Here is a 20,778-nt window from a genome sequence, read left to right as displayed (position 1 = left end):
CCCTTACTGCTCATCATCAGTGAACTGAGCTAAGCTTGAAAGATTACCGCTGTTCAGATCACGAATGTCTTTAATTCCGTATTTCATCATTGCAAGTCTTGTAAGACCAAGGCCAAAGGCAAAGCCTGTGTACTTGTCAGGATCGATACCACCCTCTTCAAGAACCTTTGGATGAACCATACCACATGGGCAAAGCTCAAGCCATCCAGAGTGCTTGCATGATGGGCATCCCTTACCGCCACAGTTAAGGCAGTTAATATCAAGCTCGAAACCAGGCTCCACAAATGGGAAAAATCCTGGACGAAGGCGAACCTTTATGTCGCGTCTAAATACTTCTGAAAGCATAGTCTTCATGAAGTAGATAAGATTTGAAATAGAAATATCTTTTCCAACCATAACTCCTTCCATCTGGAAGAATGTGTTTTCATGGCAAGCATCAGTAGCTTCATTTCTGAAGCAACGTCCTGGGAAAATAGCCTTGATAGGTGTGCCATCCTCGATAAGCTGCTTACGATATTTTTTATAGATAGCGTTCTGCGCGGCTGTTGTCTGAGACTTAAGAAGCTGTCCATTTTCAAGATAATATGTATCCTGCATATCACGAGCTGGGTGATACTTTGGAATATTAACAGATTCAAAACACTCATAGTCAGTAACTACTTCGCTATAATCTTCAACAGTGAAGCCCATAGACTTAAAGATAGTTTCACACTGACGCTGTACAAGTGTGATTGGATGATAACTTCCCTGCTCAAAGTGCTCTGGAAGTGAAATATCAAACTCAGGAACCTTGTCAATTTCTCTTTGAAGCTCAAGTGCTGCGATTTCTTCCTTCTTCTCAGCAATCTTGTCAGCAACAGTATTCTTTAATACGTTAATTTTCTGGCCAAATTCTTTCTTTTCCTCAGCAGAAAGCTTGCCCATTTCCTTCATTGCAGCTGTAACACTACCTTTTTTACCTAAGTATGAAACACGTATATTTTCAAGCTCTTCAGAGTTTTTGATGTTCTGAAGCTCTTCTTCAAACTTTGTGCTCAATTCAGATATGATATCTATCATGGCTTCCTCCGTAAACTAAATTTTGGCCCGCGGCCAATACTACTAAATCAAAATTTTAGCTTTTATTCCTCTTGAATTCAAGGAAAATGCGCGTAATTATTTAGATAAATCTGTAATTAACATTGCATCTCCAAATGAGAAAAATCTATATCTTTCCTGAACTGCTTCTTCGTATGCTTTAAGCACATGCTCTCTGCCTGCCAAAGCCGAAACAAGCATAATAAGTGTAGACTGTGGTAAATGGAAATTAGTGATAAGTCCATCTATTACCTTAAACTCATATCCAGGATAAATAAAAATCTGAGTCCATCCACTCTTTGGTGTAAGAGGCTTTCCAGCCTCAGCTGCAGACTCAAGGGTACGTGTACTTGTTGTTCCAACAGAAATAATTCTGCCACCATTAGCCTTTGTTTCATTAATAATATCGCAGGCTTCCTGGTTGAGCTCATAGTACTCAGAATGCATATGATGATCAAGTACTTCCTCTTCCTTTACAGGACGAAATGTACCAAGACCTACATGTAGCGTAACCTCTGCAATCTTAACTCCCATAGCCTTTACTTCCTCAAGAAGCTCTGGTGTGAAATGAAGGCCTGCTGTAGGTGCAGCTGCTGAACCATCATATTTTGCATAAACAGTCTGATATCTGTCTCTATCCTTAAGCTTGTGAGTAATGTATGGTGGAAGTGGCATCTCTCCTAACTTATCAAGAATCTCCTCAAAAATTCCATCATAAGAAAACTCAATAATACGATTGCCCTCATCAACAATATCGATAATCTTTCCAACTAAAAGGCCATCACCAAATGAAATTTCCATTCCTGGGCGAGCTTTTTTACCTGGTTTTACAAGACACTCCCACTGATTGTCGCTAATACGCTTTAAAAGGAGAATCTCGACTTTTCCGCCAGAACCAACTCTAGCTCCATATAATCTTGCTGGGATAACTTTTGTGTTATTGATAACCAGACAATCACCTGGCTTTAAATAGTCTTTGATGTCATAGAAATGACGATGAATTATTTCTCCAGTATTTTTATCCAAGACCATAAGCCTTGAATTACTTCTTTTTTCTAGTGGATCCTGAGCAATAAGTTCCTCAGGAAGATCGTAATCAAAATCCTTAACTTTCATGATAAATCCTTAATACTAAATCTTATTTTTCCAATAGATAATAGCATAAAAGCACCTTATAATCAAAAATCTAATACAAAAATAAAAAAAAAGGGACAGTGATTAATCACTGCCCTTCTTTTTATAGAGATCCTTCTTTAATTTTCCTTTTAAAATTAGTCCACGCCAATCCAAAGGCTTCTTCAAAAAATACATTAGCCTCAGCAGCCATCAGCATGAAATACATACAAAAATACAGCCAAAACATAAACATCATCATAGTTGCAAATGCGCCATACATAGAAAAGTTATTGAATATCTTAACCCATATAGCAAGCAACATACTGAATACATACCAGCTAGCTGCACATATAACACCGCCAGGCAACTGGCTAAAGAATGATAGGTTTTTATTCGGCAACACTGTAAACAAAAACGTAAATACGATAACCAAAAAGATAAATACAAATATGCCTCTAAATAATGGTCGAATGCCCACAACATACGCAAGGAAACCATAATAGTTTTTAGCATAGTACTGAAGCTTCTGTGTAAATACCAGCATAAGCATAATTACAACAATAACAAACAACAATACAAGTGTATAAAATATAGCTCTCAATCGTCTTCCAAACCAATTTCTAGTCTCTTCTATTTTGTTTACCTGATTAAGGCCGACCATAAGGTTCTGAAAAGCTTTACCAGAAGACCAGATAGCCATTACTGCTGAAATAGAAATCGCACCAACAGAAGCCTGTGTAACTAGCCTGATAATTCTTTCCACATATGGCAGAAATGTCTCAGGAAGCACATCAAAAACAAGTTCATTCATGTACTCATTTATAGAAGGAACATACCCTGCTATCCACACCAAAAGCATCATAAACGGAATTGCCGACATAATCATAAAGTACGCCGTCTGGGCCGCATACGCCCCAATATTATCCCTTCCGCATTTATCTAAATAAGTTTTTCCATAACCTAAAAATGTCCACATAAAAATCTCCTCTTAATCCCAAATTTTACCAAACCCGCGCTCCTTTTAAAAGAGTTTAATATGTATTTAAACTACTCCCCGTCATTTTCACACAATGACTCCAGCTCCCTGCCCCCTAGCAGGCCGTGGCCCCCTGGCTCCCCCTGGGACATCGCATGAATATTATGTTTTTCTAAGGTGCAAGATTCGCATACTATAATTGCAGGTGTCTTTTGCAGGTCTGTACATTTTCTGAATCTGTATTTCTATGGACGGACACACAATTCTTGGTTAAGATATGGATTTCCAAAACTATGGATACCTTTGGGTGATTTTGGAATGAACTTAGTAGAACAAAAAGAGATATTTGATATGGATAAGCAGCTGCCGCTAGGACGGCGGCAGCAGTGGTCACTTGAAACAGGACGTTGAATGTGCCGCGGTGCTTATCCATACGAATATCTCTTTTTTAGTTCTACTTAGCGAATGTAATATGAACCCAAGGTACCATAGCTTTGGAAATCCATATTATTATTTTTTAGTGTCCGTCCTAGCTTATACAGATTCAGAAAAAATTCATCCCGCAACAAGACACCTGCAGTATGCTCACCTTTTGCACCAAGAAAAACTATAATATTCGCGAAATCGTCCCAAGGGGAGCCAGGGGACCACGGCTTGCAAGAGGGTCAGGGAGCTGCATTCAATCTCATTGGTGACGGGGAGTAGTTTAAACGCAAAATAAAAACACCCTGTGATACACAAGGTGTTTTAAATTCTAAAGAATCTAACCCAGAGTGCCGGGCCTATCAATTGACTCCTAGCTCTAGCTAGGTGGATCGCCGCAACTAATTTTTTGTCTTCCTCTGCGCAATGAAGGCCTGACAGCCAATTAGAAATATAGGCATTCCGTTTAAAGTAAATGTAGGTTCAAAAAGGATAAGTTAAATCGTACATCCCAGGTTAGAAATAAAGTCGGTATGTTTACTACCTGCAATTATATTACAACAGATTTGTGATAAAATAAAGAACTGATTTTTCACAAAAACAGGTCCAGAGTGTTTTTTAACTCTGGACCATTATTTTTTAAATATAGATTATATTCTATAACTGTGGACCTGCAGAAACAAGTGCCTTACCAGCTTCGTTTGTCTCATACTTCTTGAAGTTCTTCTGGAAACGAGAAGCTAAGTCCTTAGCCTTCTCTTCCCACTCAGAAGCATTTGCATATGTATCTCTTGGATCAAGGATTGCTGGATCAACTCCTGGAAGCTCTGTTGGTACTTCGAAATCGAAGAATGGAATCTTCTTTGTAGGTGCCTTAAGAACATCACCAGAAAGGATTGCATCAATGATACCTCTTGTATCTTTGATAGAGATTCTCTTACCTGTTCCGTTCCAACCTGTGTTAACAAGGTAAGCCTTTGCACCAGACTTCTCCATCTTCTTAACAAGCTCCTCAGCATACTTTGTAGGATGTAACTCAAGGAATGCCTGTCCGAAGCAAGCTGAGAATGTAGGTGTTGGCTCTGTGATACCACGCTCTGTACCAGCAAGCTTAGCTGTAAATCCTGAAAGGAAGTAATACTTTGTCTGCTCTGGTGTAAGGATAGACACTGGAGGAAGTACTCCGAATGCATCTGCTGAAAGGAAGATAACATTGTCAGCATCTGGACCAGAAGAAACCTTGTTTACCTTCTGTGCAATCTTATCGATGAACTCGATTGGGTAAGATACACGAGTGTTTTCTGTAACGCTCTTGTCATCAAAATCAATCTTGCCATCATCAGCAACTGTAACGTTCTCAAGAAGAGCATTTCTCTTGATTGCGTTGTAGATATCTGGCTCAGACTCTTTGTCAAGTCCGATAACCTTTGCATAGCATCCACCCTCAAGGTTGAATACACCGTTGTCATCCCAACCGTGCTCATCATCACCAATAAGGAGACGCTTTGGATCAGTAGAAAGTGTAGTCTTACCTGTACCAGAAAGACCGAAGAAAATAGCTGTGTGCTTTCCATCCATGTCTGTGTTAGCTGAGCAGTGCATTGAAGCCATGCCCTTAAGTGGAAGGAAGTAGTTCTGCATAGAGAAGAGCCCCTTCTTCATCTCTCCACCATACCATGTATTAAGAATAACCTGCTCTTTGCTTGTTACGTTGAAAAGAACTGCTGTCTCAGAGTTAAGTCCAAGCTCCTTGAAGTTCTCAACCTTAGCCTTTGATGCATTGTAAACGATGAAATCTGGCTCAAAGTTTGCAAGCTCTTCCTCTGTAGGACGGATGAACATGTTCTTTACAAAGTGTGCCTGCCAAGCAACTTCCATAATAAATCTAACTGCAAGACGTGTGTCCTTGTTAGCTCCGCAGAAACCATCTACAACGTAGAGTTTCTTATTAGAAAGTTCCTTAACTGCAAGTTCCTTACATGCCTTCCATGCTTCCTCTGAAGCTGGGTGGTTGTCATTAGGATATTCTGGAGTTGTCCACCATACTGTATCCTTTGATGTCTCATCCATTACGATAAATTTGTCTTTAGGTGAACGACCTGTATAAATACCTGTCATAACATTTACAGCGCCAAGCTCTGTAACTTTACCTACTTCATAGCCTGTAAGATCTGATTTTGTCTCGTCTTCAAACAACTGCTCGTATGAAGGGTTATAAACAACATCTGTTGCCCCTGTGATACCATACTTTGTCAAATCAACATTAGCCATCTGTCTTACCTCACTTTTCTAATTTATTTAATTAGTCTTCCTTTATTGGGATAAAAACTAATTTTCGCTGATTATCATTTTAAATTTTCGTTAAAATAAAGTCAATCTTTTTGAGCAAAAATTGTTTTCAAATCTGTACAATTTTCTGAGATATTTTTTAGCAGATTGCCATGTATTAATTTTTTCTTAAATATGCCCATATTTTCTTGAAATCTTGTTGAAAAAAATGTCACAATAAACCTTGAGTTATAAATGACAGTTTAGTAAACTAAAGTGTGAAACTGAACCCAAGATATATAAGGAGGAAAATGTTTATGGCAATTGATAATTTCAGCGAGATAACTCCAGAGCTTGAAAAGCTAGCGGAGCTTTCTAAAAAAATCCTCATATATAGATCCTGAATTATATACAACCTATGATGTCAAAAGAGGTCTTCGAGATCTTAATGGTAAGGGTGTACTTGTTGGTATCACCGAAATATCTGAGGTTAACTCAAAGAAATTTGTAGACGGAAAAGAGGTTCCTTGTGATGGTCAGCTTTTTTATAGAGGCTACAATGTTCAAGATTTAGTTAAGAATCTTCCATCAGAGCAGCATTTTGGATTTGAAGAGTGTACATATTTATTATTGTTTGGTACTCTCCCAACAAAAGAACAGTTAGAAGAATTCAAAACTCTTCTTGCAAGCTATCGCTCTCTTCCACCAAACTTTGTTAGAGATATGATTATGAAGAGTCCATCAAAGGATATGATGAACTCACTTGCAAGATCAGTACTTGCATTATATTCAAATGATGACAAGGCAGATGATACATCAGAGCCAAACGTACTTAGACAATGTTTGCAATTGATTGCCAACTTCCCATTGTTGTCAGTATACAGTTACGCTGCTTACGACTATTACTATAATGATGCATCATTAATCATTCATCAGCCAAAACCAGAATACTCTACAGCAGAGAATATTCTTCATTGTCTGAGACCTGATAGCAAATTCACCCCACTTGAAGCAAAGCTACTTGATGTAGCTCTTATCCTTCATATGGAACACGGTGGTGGTAACAACTCTACCTTCACCACTCACCTTGTTTCTTCATCTGGAACAGATACTTACGCTGCCATCGCAGCTGCTCTTGGTTCTCTTAAGGGACCAAAGCATGGTGGTGCCAATATAAAGGTTGTCCGCATGTTCGAAGACATGAAAGCACACTTAAAGGACTGGGAAGATGAGGAGGAAGTCAGCACATATTTGCGTGCATTGCTTCACGGTGAAGCCTTTGACAACGCTGGTCTCATCTATGGTATGGGTCATGCTATTTACTCAGTATCTGATCCTCGTGCCATCACCTTCCACTCTTTCGTAGAAAAGCTTGCCGTTGAAAAGGGCATGGAAAAGGAATACAACCTCTACGAAACAGTCGCTCGTCTTGCTCCAAAGATAATTGCCGAGGAACGCAAGATTTACAAAGGTGTTTCACCAAACGTAGATTTCTACTCAGGCTTCGTTTATCAGATGCTTGGTATTCCTGGAGAGCTCTTCACTCCTATTTTCGCCATTGCTCGTATCGCTGGTTGGAGTGCTCACCGTATGGAAGAAGTTTGCCACAAGGGCAAAATCATGCGTCCTGCATACATGACAGTATGCCCACACAAGAAATACATTCCAATAGAAGACCGTAAAGTAGATTAAACCGTAAAATAAAGCTAGCCATGAATACTCATGACTAGCTTTATTTTTTATCTTAGAAAAACAGAAAATCTCCTGTAGGTAACAAGCTATTATATTTCTTAAGCGAGACATGTTGTCGAGCGTAGAAATATAATGCTTGTTGCCGTAACAGGAGATTTTCGTCATTTAATTAATATGCAATACCCTGTGCCATCATAGCATCAGCAACTTTTTCGAAGCCTGCGATATTTGCACCTGCAACGAAGTTGCCTTCCATGCCGTACTTCTTAGCAGCATCATCACATGCATGGAAGATTCCTTCCATGATTCCCTTAAGCTTAGAATCAACTTCTTCGAATGTCCAGTGAAGTCTCTCAGAGTTCTGTGACATCTCAAGAGCTGATGTAGCAACACCACCTGCGTTTGCAGCCTTAGCTGGTCCAAAGAGAACTCCAGCTGCCTGGAATGCTGCAACAGCTTCTGGAGTAGAAGGCATGTTAGCACCTTCTGAAACTGCTGTAACGCCGTTAGCGATAAGCATCTTTGCATCTTCTTCGTTAAGCTCATTCTGTGTAGCACATGGAAGAGCGATGTCTACCTTGTACTGCCATACACCGTGCTCACCGTTCTTCTTCTCGTGGTACTCAGCTGATGGTCTAGCTGCAGCGTACTCAGAAAGACGTGCTCTCTTAACTTCCTTTACTTCCTTAAGAAGGTCAAGGTCGATTCCCTCTGGATCATAAATCCAACCTGTAGAATCAGAACATGTAACTGGCTTAGCGCCAAGCTGATATGCCTTTTCGATAGCGTAGATAGCAACGTTTCCAGCACCTGAAACTGCTACTGTCTTACCCTCGAATGACTCGCCCTTTGTAGACTTAAGCATTTCCTGTGTGAAGTAGCATACGCCGTAACCTGTTGCCTGTGTACGAGCAAGTGAACCGCCGTAAGAAAGTCCCTTACCTGTAAGAACACCTGTGAACTCGTTGCGAAGTCTCTTGTACTGACCGTACATATAACCGATTTCGCGAGCACCAACACCGATATCACCAGCTGGAACGTCTGTGTCTGCACCGATATGCTTTGCAAGCTCTGTCATGAATGACTGACAGAATCTCATGATTTCCATATCTGACTTGCCCTTAGGATCGAAGTCAGAACCACCTTTACCACCACCGATTGGAAGTGTTGTAAGTGAGTTCTTGAAAATCTGCTCGAAGCCTAAGAACTTAATAACTGATAAGTTTACTGAAGGGTGAAGTCTAAGACCTCCCTTGTATGGTCCGATGGCTGAATTAAACTGAACTCTGTATCCACGGTTTACCTGAACCTTGCCCTGATCATCAACCCAAGATACTCTGAACTGGATAATACGCTCTGGCTCAACGATACGCTCAATAACGCCAAGCTCCTCAAGCTTTGGATTTGCAGCTACAACTGGCTCTAATGACTCTAAAACCTCGCTAACTGCCTGGAGGAATTCCTTCTGCTCTGCGTTTCTAGACTCAAGTCCGTCGTAGACACGCTGTAAATAACTACTCTTAAATTTCATTACAAAATCTCCTTTCAGAATATGTAGTTCAGATAATGCCGACTCTTGCCACCCGACACAATCTAGAAAAGATTTTACTGCATTCAGCACTTTAATGCAATAAAGTTTTTCATAATTTTCTACTTAAAAAGCGTCTTTTTCTTTATCTGTTAAAAAGCGGTCAAATTCCAATTTTAAGAGAGCTGCAACAGGAACCGCTACAAGCATTCCAACAAATCCTCCCAAAGCACTTCCACCTATTAATGCAGCAACCACAAGCAGTGGATGGATTTTAATATTTGAGCTAAGAAGACGTGGATTAATTACATTTCCATCAATAATCATAATTACAACAAGTGCTATTATTCCCGAAATAAGCTCTGTAAATGCCTGCTGAGGCACGCATATCAATAAAAGAGATGCATACCCCACAATTGGTCCTACATAAGGAATAAGATTTCCTATACCTACAAGCAATGCAATTAATAAAGCATCAGGAATGCCGAGGATTAAAAATACCACTCCTGTGATAACAGAAACCAAAAGTGCGTCGATAAACTGGCCTCGCAAATAACCAGAGAAGATTCTATCCGCATCACTCCAAAATCTTTCGAAGCGCTCTTCTTCTTTTTTGCTTGTGATAATTCTAAATGCTCTCTTCCAGTATCTGTTGATTCTTGCTCCGTCAATCATAAAGTACACTGAAAAAATGCAGCCAAAGAATAAGGTTGTAACAACATTCTTCACACCACTTAAAAAGCCTGTCACATATCCCCCAAGCTGATTCATGGAAATACCAATATTTTTCAACTGCTCCTCTATAGTAGAAATCAAGCTTTTCACATCGCTCTGAACTAAATCTGCAATTGATAAAAGAGATTCAAAGTTAATAGCTGAAATGTTCTTGTAAATGGTAAGAATAAGTATGATTAAAATACACGCAATAACAGCAAGCACAATTACAAAGCTCAGTAAAATAGCAACCGGTCTATCCCACTTGTGAGTCTTTTTTCTGCTGAATAATCCTTCGATTCTATCCACAATTGGTGAAAGCAGAAAGCTTATTATTCCACCTACAACCAAAGGCTTTAACACTGCCGTAAATATAGTCCATAACCTAGACCAAAAGCCTGTAGTCCAGTACAAAAGGCATACCACAATCAGCGTTACTATAACAGTTACACTTGCATATAAGCATATCTTTGCATACTTCTTATCCAGTGATGACCAGAACCTTTTCAGCATATACTTCCTCCTTATGTAAAAAATACTTTTAATTCAGTATACAAAAAATGGTTTCCAGAATCATCTGAAAACCATTTTCTTTACATAATTTTAATAATTATAATCTGTTGTTAATCATCTGTTGTAGAATCCTCTTCTGTCTCTTCCACTTCCTTGCCCTTATTTAAAATAGAGCTTGTGATTTCCTCACGAAGTGAAGACATTGATGTCCTGCTGCAAAGACCAACAGTCTTGCCATCCACAGCAACCACACATGAATCGCCATCATACTGATAAAGAACAACATTGACCACAGTAGCATCTTCATCGTTAAGAGTGATAGCAAATGCCAACTCTTCTGTTCCCTTACTGTAATCATCTCCAACTTCTGTCAAAGATAAACTATCGATAAGAGATGTTGCTGTAACAAAATCTACTGTCTCGTCATCAACTGTATAAGTATTTCCGTCGTCCTCATCATACTCAACATTTACAATATAAGTTTCGTCATCAATATCTACTGAGAGCTGTGCTACATTGGTCCAATCGATAGAAACAACTTCTGATGGACGAAGTGTTGAATAGCTAACATCTGCTATATCATCATAATCATCTGCTGTTATTGCATATACGATAGTTGAACCTTCAAAATATAAATATGCTGTATCAGCATCATCTGCCTTTGCAAAATAAATTGTCTGAGTCTGTGACTCTACTGCAGCATCATCGTCCTCATCTGAATCATCTGCAGGAATCTCACCAGTGATTGCTACTGTAAGGGTTGGATTATCAAGTCCATATTCTGCTAAATCATCATCTGTTGCCTTGTAAGTTTCATACTCTGTCAAATCCATAGAGGATAGCTTTTCTACAAATGATGTTACCTTGGACTCTGATACAGGACTATAGTTATCTCCATCAACATAATAGAAATCATAGTCATCTGTATATGTGTAATCGCCATCAGGATCATATACAACATTTGCTTCCCCATCACCGGATGCTACAACCGATGTTACCTGCGAGTAATCATAGACTTCATCTCTATCAAGAAAGTCATCTTGGCTACCAGATACATACTGTAGGATATCATCATCTATCAGATATACGCTCTTTTTATCAACGCAGATATATCGCTTTTCATCGATTGTAGAGAAATCACCGAATGTAATAACGCTGTCTCCATCTGCAGTAGAAAATGTAATGGTAGCCTCTGGACTATCCAATCCATACTGAGCGTAATTCTCTACGTCATCGATAATAAAGCTTGCGTGTACCGATTCAAAATAAGAAAGCATATCAGCTACGTAATCCTGATCTACAGGAAAATCTGTATCATCTGAAATCTGCCATGTGGAATCATTCTGAACAAGTGTCACACTGTCATCGTTATACTCTACCTCTACCTGTGTCAGGTCATCCTCATTAATTGTAAATACTTCTTCATCTATCGTATTTACGGTGTCGATATGTTGCTTTACCGCCTTTTCAACTATGATGGCCACAATTGCAATAACAAGAATGGCGCATAGAATCAGCAGTGTTTTTCCTCTTTTCATTTGATAATCCTCCCTATTCCAGGCTAACCTTTCTTCGTCTTACAACTTCATCAATTCCATATAGTAAGTATCCTACCGGAAGCACACCAATCATAATTACCTTAAGAAGTGTAGCTGCTGACGCACTGATTGTCAGATAGTTGTAATCCAGTGACTTTGATCTGATAGAAAGTGATTCTGTATCAGTCATCTTCCATGACATTGCATTCATGAAGAAGTCCTTGTTTGCACCTGATGAATATGAGTTGTACTGATCCTCCAATAGGTAATCAGAAGCAATCCATACAAGTGAACCATCATTGCTATTCTCTGCTGCAATAGAAAGTGAGAATGGTCCATCAACATCTCCATCTTCCTTCTCATATGTGCTGATATCATAACCTGCAGCCTTTGAATAAGCTGAAGATGATGTATCAAGAAGAGATGTTACTGTATATGAGCCTGTTGTGTTCTCAATAGTTAATCCTGCTGCAATTGGCATAATTACATTGCTGTTCTCTTCAATAAGGGCATCTGTAATATCAGAAGACTCAATTGTTGGAAGAAGGAAATAAGGATAATCAAATGCATAGTTATCTCTGTTGGTATCGATGACAATACCGTCAGTCATTGATACACCTACATAGGCTAACAAGGTCTCAAAGTTTGTAAGCTCACCCTTCTGCTGTGTACCAGATAGTACTACAATATGACCACCATTATCGATGTAATCTTCAAGTATTGTTACCTCTTCTTCAGACAAATCGCTTGAAGGTGAGTTGATTAGGATTACATCAGCATCCTCAGGTATTTCATCCTCATTAAGTAATGAGAACTCTGTTGTCTCCATATTGCCGCTTTCAAGAGCTGATTCCATAGTTGTAGACACATCTGCCTCGCCGTGTCCTGTAAGTACATAAACCTGTGGAAGTTCATCCGATACAACATAATCAATTGCTGTTGTAATCAAGCTTTCACCGTCAAATGACTGTGAAACAGAACCTGTTGTATAGTAAGAGCTACTATCTGCCTCATACATTGATTCATAGCTTATATATCTACTCTTGTCCCCTGATACTACAATCAAAGAATTATTTGTAACAGTTTCTGATGTATAGTTAGACGCAAATGTTGGATATGTATCTGGGTCTTTCTTTTCTACTGTAAGTTTATCTGAAAGGGAATCGTAAACATCCAATAGCTTTTCTATAACTGTCGACTCCTGGCCAGACTGACATATCCAGTAGATAGTAACGTCGTCCTCTAGATTGCCAACTACCGCTTTACTAGATGATGTAAGTGAATACAACTGAGCAGCTGATATATCAAACTGAGTAGCTGTAGTTGGGAGTAAGGACATAAACACGTTAATCGCAATTACAATAGCAAGGACTATAACAGAAATAACAAAACTATATCCACCGATTTTAGCTGACTTAGTATTTAATTGCTGTTTGTTCTTGTCTATAAACTTTTTAAAATCAGGTTTTTGAATCTTCATTATCCGTTATACCTCCTCTTCTCTAATGATTGCACACATAAGAACAAGAAGAAGGCTATGATACTTATGTAGTAAACAATTGCAGTCAAATCAAACACGCCATTGTAGAACATGGTAAATCTTTCAAATAAAGAAATCTGATTCATTACCTTTGGAAGTAAGTCCTCAAGTAATTCCGGCTTTGCAAAGAAAAGGATGATTGCTGCTAAGATTGTTATAAATGAAAAACCATATCCCATTGCATCTGACTTTGTCATGTATTTGATTATCAGGCCAAGGATTATCATTATAACTACTATCGTAATTACGGAACCAACAGCAGATGATGATACCGCGTCAGCAAGTGTTGTGCAGTAATAGTTAAATAACATTACAACAACACAAATACCTGCAGCCATTCCCTGTGATTCTGTTAAGGATGATATAAACATTCCTATGCTAATAAGGGCAAGTCCCAAGAAAATAAATGCAAAAATAGTACCGTAGCTTGTAGGCAAATACACCTCTCCATACATAGAAAAGATTAATGGATATGCGCAGATAAAAATCATTGGCACAACAAACACTACTAGAAGTGCCATAAACTTACCAACTACTATTTCTGTTGTGCTAATAGGCAACGAATAGAGAAGTTGGTCTGTTCTCTGCTTCTTTTCATCTGCAATAATTCTCATAGTAAGAATTGGTACAATGATAATAAAAACAATCTGAATAAAACTTAAAACATACTCAAAATTTGCCACTGATGCATTAATGTTATATATAAGGGCTCCTATTCCTGTAAAGGCAAGTAGGAAGGCGCCAAAAACATAGCCTGTAAGGCTGTGATAATACAATGACAATTCGTGCTTTAATACTGCCACCATCTTAGTCTTCCTCCTCTTCTTCATATTCTTCGTATTCCGAATCCATCTCTTCTAACTCACTCTCCTGTTCAGAAGAAGTCAGTTCAATAAAGATATCCTCAAGTGATGTTTGAACCGGATTGAGCTTTACAAGTGGCACCGAATTGGCAACAAAAGCTCTAAACACAAGTTCACAAACTTCATATGGATTCTCCATTGCAGTAGATAGCTTGTAACAATGATACTTTTCAACATCTTCCCCTTGCTCAAAACTAGAAATAGCATCAATGTGATTAATCACCTTGGACACTTCTTCTTCTGAAGCCTCTGTCATAATTTCAATTTCATTTTCGGATGACAATGATTTGCCAAGATTTGCAATATCATCATACACAACAAGCTTTCCCTTATAGATAATAAGTACCTTCTCACAAATAGCTTGTATTTCAGAAAGAATGTGTGAACTAAGAATAACTGTATGTTTCTTTCCAAGTTCAGAAATCAGATCTCTGATTTCAATAATCTGCATTGGATCCAAGCCTACTGTTGGCTCATCAAGAATGATTACAGAAGGATTTCCAAGGAGTGCTTGTGCTATGCCAACTCTTTGTCTATATCCTTTAGAAAGATGCTTTATTAGTCTGTTCTGCATCTCTTCGATGTGAGTTTCTTGTATTACTCTGTCTATTTCAGACTCCAATTCTGCTTTAGCGATGCCCTTAGCCTCCGCTACAAACTTTAAATACTCCCTAGGAGTCTGTTCTACATAAAGAGGTGGAATTTCAGGTAAGTAGCCTATAAGCTTTTTAGCTTCCCTCTCCTCCTCATAAATATCGTGTCCATCAATTTTTATATCACCGCTGGTTGCAGCTAGACATCCAGTTATAATATTTAGTGTTGTAGATTTACCTGCACCGTTTGGTCCAAGAAAACCATAAATATGACCATCTTCTATGGTAAATGACAAATCATCTACGGCAAGAAAATCGCCATAGCGTTTAGATAGATGCTCTACAGTTATCATATTTCATATTCTCCTTTATTTTTAGTCTATAGTACTGTAGAGCATGAATATTACGCCTATCTGACATCTATGTGAAATGTATGTGAAAAAAAGAGCCCACATTTCTGTGGGCTCAAATGCATATATCGTTTATACGTTAATCTCAGCTTTTACACCAAGTACATCTTTATTTTCCTCAAGGATAGGATTGATAACATCACGAAGGTAAACCTCTACCTGACGTGGGCTACGTCCTACGTATCTTGCAGGCTCCATAGTAGCCTCAAGTTCCTCAAGTCCCATTGGGAATTCATCGTCAGCAGCAATAAGTTCAAGAAGGTTGTTGTCCTTTCCTTCTACCTTAACGTTCTTGCCTGCTTCCATAGAAAGTGTACGAATCTTTTCATGTAATTCCTGTCTGTTTCCACCAAGCTTAACAGCATCCATCATAATGTTCTCTGTAGCCATGAATGGGAGCTCAGACATAAGACGCTTTGTAATTACCTTATCGTATACTACAAGACCATCTACAACATTTAAGCAAAGGTCAAGGACACCGTCTGTTGCAAGAAATCCCTCTGCAATTGAAAGACGCTTGTTTGCTGAATCATCAAGTGTACGCTCAAACCACTGAGTAGCTGATGTAATCGCTGGGTTAAGTGCATCAATCATAACATAACGAGAAAGTGATGCAATACGCTCTGAACGCATTGGGTTGCGCTTGTAAGCCATAGCTGATGAACCAATCTGGTTCTTCTCAAATGGCTCCTCTACTTCCTTAAGATGCTGAAGTAAACGAATATCATTCGACATCTTATGAGCAGATGCTGCTATACCTGCTAAGATATTGCAAACTCTAGTATCTACCTTTCTAGAATATGTCTGACCGCTAACTGGGTAGCATGCCTTGAATCCCATCTTCTCAGCTATCATTGGATCAATCTTATCAATTGTCTCATTATCTCCATTGAAAAGCTCAAGGAAGCTAGCCTGTGTACCAGTTGTTCCCTTTGAACCAAGAAGCTTCAATGTAGAAAGCACATAATCAAGGTCCTCAAGGTCCATTACAAACTCATTAAGCCAAAGTGTAGCACGCTTACCAACTGTTGTAGGCTGTGCTGGCTGGAAATGTGTAAATGCAAGTGTTGGCAGTGCCTTGTACTTATCTGCAAATGCTGCAAGCTCTGCAATAACATTTACAAGCTTTGTACGAATAAGCTGTAAAGCATCTCTCATAATGATAATGTCTGTGTTATCACCTACGTAGCAGCTTGTAGCTCCAAGGTGAATGATTCCAGCTGCCTTTGGGCACTGCTGTCCATATGCATACACATGACTCATTACATCATGTCTAACTTCTTTTTCACGAGCCTTTGCAACATCATAATTAATATCATCAATGTGCTGCTTCATCTCATCAATCATATCCTGAGTAATGACTGGCTTTCCATCCTGAGAAAGTCCTAACTCCATCTCAGTCTCTGCAAGGGCAATCCAAAGTCTTCTCCAGGTAGAAAACTTCTTATCCTGGCTAAAAATATATTGCATCTCCTTGCTTGCATATCTCTCTGAAAGTGGGCTTGTATATCTATCTGTACTCATATTCTCTCCTTATTACTTTTCATATTCACCACGTATATCTTTAGTTGGTGGCTCCATTGGGTATTCGCCGTCAAAGCATCCGTGGCAGATTTCCAAGCCGTCAACCATCTGTGGAAGACGATTGAAATCAAGGTATGCAAGTGAATCGGCTCCGATAATATCCTTTATTTCATCTACTGAATGATTGTAGGCAATTAGCTGCTCGCGGCATGGCACATCTGTACCAAAATAGCAAGGCCACAAAAATGGTGGCGATGAAATACGAACATGCACTTCTGTAGCTCCAGCATCACGAAGCATCTTTACAATGCGATCTGATGTAGTGCCTCGTACAATAGAATCATCAATCATGATAATTCTCTTGCCCTTAACTACTTCTTTAAGTGCGTTAAGCTTTACTTGAACTGAGGACTGTCTGCTTGCCTGCTTAGGCTTGATGAAAGTACGTCCTACATAGCTGTTCTTAATAAATGCTGTCCCGTATGGAATACCTGATTCTAATGAATATCCCTGTGCAGCTGCGTTTCCAGATTCTGGAACACCAACTACAAGGTCAGCTTCAACTGGTGAATCCTGTGCCAAGAATCGACCAGCTCTGATACGAGCATCGTATACTGACTGTCCATCAATAATACTGTCTGGTCTGGCAAAATAGATATATTCGAAAATGCATCTACCATGCCTGCTCTTATCGATACATCTGCTCTTATCAGATTTGATACCAAACTCAGGTGAAATAGTTACGATTTCTCCTGGCTCTACATCTCTGATGTATTCAGCACCGATTGTATCAAGAGCACATGTCTCTGATGCAATTACATATGCATTATCACGTTTACCAATGCAAAGTGGTCTAAAGCCCTGTGGGTCACGAGCTGCAATAAGCTTTCTAGGTGACATAACAACAAGGGAATATGCACCCTTTATTTTGTCACAAGCTCTTGCAACTGCCTCTTCAACTGTTGCACTTTTTAAACGCTCTCTTGCAATAAGATATGCGATTGTTTCTGAATCGATTGTTGTTTGGAAAATGGCACCTGTCATAGAAAGCTCATCTCTAAGCTCCTCTGCATTGATAAGGTTACCATTGTGGGCCATTCCAAGAATACCCTTTATATAAGATAAAACAAGTGGCTGTGCGTTCTCTCTTGTAGAAGAACCAGCTGTAGAATATCGAGTATGTCCTACACCAATATCTCCATGCATGCCCTCAAGTATTTCCTGATTAAATACTTCATTTACTAATCCCATATCCTTGTGAAGGGCAAAATTGCGTTTTGGTCCATTAGTGTCAGATACTGCAATACCACAGCTCTCCTGTCCTCTATGCTGTAAGGCAAAAAGGCCATAATAAATCGAGGAGGCAACCTCTCCACCGTCAAAATCGTACATAGCAAAGACGCCGCACTCCTCGTGCAAATCGTCCCATGGCATGTCCTTTACTTTCAAATCTGTCATAAAATCTCCTAATACATAATATCTGAATTACACTTCGAGTGCTTTGCCAGTTAAAAGCTTGTATGCCTCAAGATATTTATCGATTGTCTTATCGATAACATCCTGTGGAAGAAGGTAATCTGAATCTGGATTAGCCTTAAGCCAATCACGTACAAACTGCTTATCAAATGATGGCTGTCCATGTCCTGCTTCGTAACCTTCAAGTGGCCAGAAACGAGAGCTGTCTGGAGTAAGCATCTCATCTGCTAAAACAATGTTACCATCCTCATCAAGTCCGAACTCAAACTTTGTATCAGCAATAATAATTCCCTTAGTAAGCGCATAATCTGCACACTTCTTGTAAAGAGCGATTGTGTTATCGCGAAGTGCAGTTGCATATTCTAAGCCATGACCAGGGAATTCCTTTTCAAGAACTTCAATGGAACGCTCGAAAGAGATATTTTCATCATGATCACCAATTTCAGCTTTAGTAGAAGGAGTGTAGATTGGTTCAGGAAGTTTATCTGATTCCTTTAACCCTTCTGGAAGTTTAATGCCACAAACAGTACCGTTCTCTTTGTAGCTGGCCCATCCAGAGCCTGTGATGTAACCACGTACGATGCACTCGATTGGAAGCATTGTAAGCTTCTTGCACATCATTGACTTGCCCTTGTATTCATCGTTCTGGAAGAACTCTGGCATGTCTTTTACATCAGTTGAAAGCATGTGATTTGGAACAATGTCTTTTGTAAGTTCAAACCAGAACTTAGACATCTGTGTAAGCACTGCACCCTTGTTGACAATTTTGTTTTTGAGAATTACATCGAATGCAGATATACGATCTGTTGCTACCATAATAATGCTATCGCCGTTATCGTATACTTCTCTTACTTTTCCTTCTTTAATTGGTTTCATAATCAAATCCTCTCTCTTTTTATTCTATTTTATTTATAATCATCGTGCCCCCTAAGGGGCCAATGACTACTTTCTAACTAAAAGTGACTTTCCAGTCATCTCCTTTGGCTGCTCAAGACCCATGATTTCGATAAGTGTAGGAGCGATATCGCAAAGAGCACCGCCCTCGCGGAGTGTGTAGTCACTATCGTAGTTAACTAAGATAAATGGAACAGGATTTGTTGTGTGAGCTGTGTGTGGCTCTCCTGTCTCATAATCAATCATCTTTTCTGCATTACCGTGATCAGCACAGATGAATAATGCTCCATCCATCTCCTTAACTGCCTCTACGGCTTCACCTACAAGTGAGTCAACACGCTCTACAGCTGCAACAGCTGCCTCTATGACGCCAGTATGACCAACCATGTCTGGGTTAGCAAAGTTGATAACGATTACATCGTACTTGTTAGACTTAATAGCATCTACAAGCTTTGCTCCAACCTCTGGTGCCGACATTTCAGGCTTAAGGTCATATGTAGCTACATCCTTAGGAGAGTTTACAAGGATTCTTTCTTCACCCTTGTTAGGCTCCTCAACACCACCGTTGAAGAAGAATGTAACGTGTGCGTATTTTTCTGTCTCAGCAAGTCTAAGCTGCTTTAAACCATTGTTTGCTAAAAACTCACCAAATGTATTTGAAATGCTCTCTTTTTCGAAAGCAATGTGCTTGTTAGGGATTGTCTCGTCGTAATCCTTGAAGCAAGCATAATAGAGATTTAAGAACTCTCTATCGAAGCCTGTGAACTTGTCATCACAGAATGCTCTAGTAATTTCACGAGCACGGTCTGGACGGAAGTTAAAGAATACAACCGAATCACCATTCTTAACAACTGAAAGAGGCTTTCCATCAGCATCTGTAATAACTGTTGGAAGAACGAACTCATCAGTTACACCATCGTCATAAGACTTCTGCATTGCATCAGACACTGAAGTCGCAAGAACGCCTTCACCCTTAACAAGGGAGTTGTAAGCCTTCTCAACACGGTCCCAGTTGTTGTCACGGTCCATTGCGTAGTAACGACCAGAAAGTGAAGCAATCTTACCAACACCGATTTCGTCCATCTTAGACTGAAGTGCCTCTAAGAAATCCTTACCAGATGCTGGTGGAGTATCACGTCCATCAAGGAAAGCGTGAACGAATACATTTGTAAGACCGTTCTTCTTGCACATTTCAAGCATACCGTAAAGGTGCTCGATGTGGCTATGTACACCACCGTCTGAAAGAAGACCCCAAAGGTGAATGTCTCCGCCAGTCTTTTTTGCATTATCGATAGCTTCAAGTAGAACTTTATTTTCGAAGAACTCGCCATCATTGATTGCCTTTGTAATACGAGTTAAATCCTGGTAAATAATGCGGCCTGCGCCGATGTTCATATGTCCAACTTCTGAGTTACCCATCTGTCCATCTGGAAGTCCAACAAACATTCCAGATGCTTGACCTGCTACGAATGGACATTCAGCCATAAGTTTGTCCATAACAGGTGTCTTTGCCATTGCAATGGCATTTCCCTTAGGATTGTCATTAAGACCATATCCATCGAGAACCATAAGTACTACAGGTTTCTTACTCATAGTAAATCCTCCTTATATCTGGCAAACGCCAGAAAAAACT

The 20,778-nt window shown here is 39.4% G+C and carries 14 protein-coding genes, 1 other RNA gene and 1 pseudogene; 1 reads left to right on the top strand and 15 read right to left on the bottom strand.

Annotated features, from left to right (window positions below):
- Window positions 1-3: 3 nt before the first annotated feature.
- From pheS to pckA, 5 genes are all read right to left on the bottom strand, one after another.
- Window positions 4-1,059, bottom strand: a complete 1,056-nt coding sequence (pheS, locus tag BO15_RS0108320; RefSeq protein WP_052169856.1) for a phenylalanine--tRNA ligase subunit alpha — start codon at window positions 1,057-1,059, stop codon at window positions 4-6.
- A 96-nt stretch (window positions 1,060-1,155) separates the two neighbouring features.
- Complete coding sequence (queA, locus tag BO15_RS0108315) at window positions 1,156-2,193, bottom strand: tRNA preQ1(34) S-adenosylmethionine ribosyltransferase-isomerase QueA (RefSeq protein WP_033153904.1); 1,038 nt, start codon at window positions 2,191-2,193, stop codon at window positions 1,156-1,158.
- 121 nt (window positions 2,194-2,314) lie between these two features.
- Window positions 2,315-3,169: a YihY/virulence factor BrkB family protein gene (locus BO15_RS0108310; RefSeq protein ID WP_052169855.1), complete on the bottom strand. Its 855-nt coding sequence runs from the start codon at window positions 3,167-3,169 to the stop codon at window positions 2,315-2,317.
- A gap of 761 nt (window positions 3,170-3,930) precedes the next feature.
- A non-coding RNA gene (ssrS, locus tag BO15_RS13515) (6S RNA) lies at window positions 3,931-4,113 on the bottom strand.
- Window positions 4,114-4,249: 136 nt separating this feature from the next.
- Window positions 4,250-5,863 (bottom strand): phosphoenolpyruvate carboxykinase (ATP), encoded by a 1,614-nt coding sequence (pckA, locus tag BO15_RS0108300; RefSeq protein WP_033153902.1) that lies wholly within the window; start codon window positions 5,861-5,863, stop codon window positions 4,250-4,252.
- A 314-nt stretch (window positions 5,864-6,177) separates the two neighbouring features.
- Here pckA and BO15_RS12880 point away from each other — a divergent pair.
- A pseudogene (locus tag BO15_RS12880) lies at window positions 6,178-7,552 on the top strand (citrate/2-methylcitrate synthase).
- Between the two features lie 169 nt (window positions 7,553-7,721).
- Here the strand turns inward: BO15_RS12880 and gdhA are convergent.
- From gdhA to gpmI, 10 genes are all read right to left on the bottom strand, one after another.
- Complete coding sequence (gene gdhA, locus BO15_RS0108290) at window positions 7,722-9,083, bottom strand: NADP-specific glutamate dehydrogenase (protein WP_033153901.1); 1,362 nt, start codon at window positions 9,081-9,083, stop codon at window positions 7,722-7,724.
- A 123-nt stretch (window positions 9,084-9,206) separates the two neighbouring features.
- Window positions 9,207-10,307 carry an AI-2E family transporter gene (locus BO15_RS0108285; protein ID WP_052169854.1) on the bottom strand — a complete coding sequence of 367 codons (1,101 nt, stop codon included), beginning with the start codon at window positions 10,305-10,307 and terminating at the stop codon, window positions 9,207-9,209.
- A gap of 110 nt (window positions 10,308-10,417) precedes the next feature.
- Window positions 10,418-11,845 (bottom strand): DUF4340 domain-containing protein, encoded by a 1,428-nt coding sequence (locus BO15_RS0108280; RefSeq protein ID WP_033153900.1) that lies wholly within the window; start codon window positions 11,843-11,845, stop codon window positions 10,418-10,420.
- Between the two features lie 13 nt (window positions 11,846-11,858).
- Complete coding sequence (locus BO15_RS0108275) at window positions 11,859-13,325, bottom strand: GldG family protein (protein ID WP_081828603.1); 1,467 nt, start codon at window positions 13,323-13,325, stop codon at window positions 11,859-11,861.
- Window positions 13,325-14,191, bottom strand: coding sequence for an ABC transporter permease (locus BO15_RS0108270; protein ID WP_033153899.1), 867 nt, complete (start codon window positions 14,189-14,191; stop codon window positions 13,325-13,327). Before BO15_RS0108270 ends, BO15_RS0108275 begins: the two co-directional genes overlap by 1 nt.
- Window position 14,192: 1 nt before the next feature.
- Entirely contained in the window at window positions 14,193-15,194 is a 1,002-nt protein-coding gene (locus BO15_RS0108265; protein WP_033153898.1) for an ABC transporter ATP-binding protein, read from the bottom strand.
- Between the two features lie 129 nt (window positions 15,195-15,323).
- The gene (gene purB, locus BO15_RS0108260) at window positions 15,324-16,775 is read right to left on the bottom strand and encodes an adenylosuccinate lyase (protein ID WP_033153897.1); all 1,452 of its coding nucleotides are present in this window, start codon (window positions 16,773-16,775) and stop codon (window positions 15,324-15,326) included.
- 12 nt (window positions 16,776-16,787) lie between these two features.
- A complete protein-coding gene (gene purF / locus BO15_RS0108255) occupies window positions 16,788-18,233 on the bottom strand; it encodes an amidophosphoribosyltransferase (protein ID WP_033153896.1) in 1,446 nt (481 codons plus the stop codon).
- A 27-nt stretch (window positions 18,234-18,260) separates the two neighbouring features.
- The gene (locus BO15_RS0108250; RefSeq protein WP_033153895.1) at window positions 18,261-19,127 is read right to left on the bottom strand and encodes a phosphoribosylaminoimidazolesuccinocarboxamide synthase; all 867 of its coding nucleotides are present in this window, start codon (window positions 19,125-19,127) and stop codon (window positions 18,261-18,263) included.
- Between the two features lie 66 nt (window positions 19,128-19,193).
- A complete protein-coding gene (gpmI, locus tag BO15_RS0108245; RefSeq protein ID WP_033153894.1) occupies window positions 19,194-20,738 on the bottom strand; it encodes a 2,3-bisphosphoglycerate-independent phosphoglycerate mutase in 1,545 nt (514 codons plus the stop codon).
- Window positions 20,739-20,778: the final 40 nt, after the last annotated feature.

Origin of the sequence: Pseudobutyrivibrio ruminis HUN009 (assembly GCF_000703005.1) — a bacterium.
GTDB lineage: Bacteria > Bacillota > Clostridia > Lachnospirales > Lachnospiraceae > Pseudobutyrivibrio > Pseudobutyrivibrio ruminis_A.
Note: the sequence above shows the minus strand (reverse complement) of the source record. Positions and strands in the feature narration are given on the sequence as shown.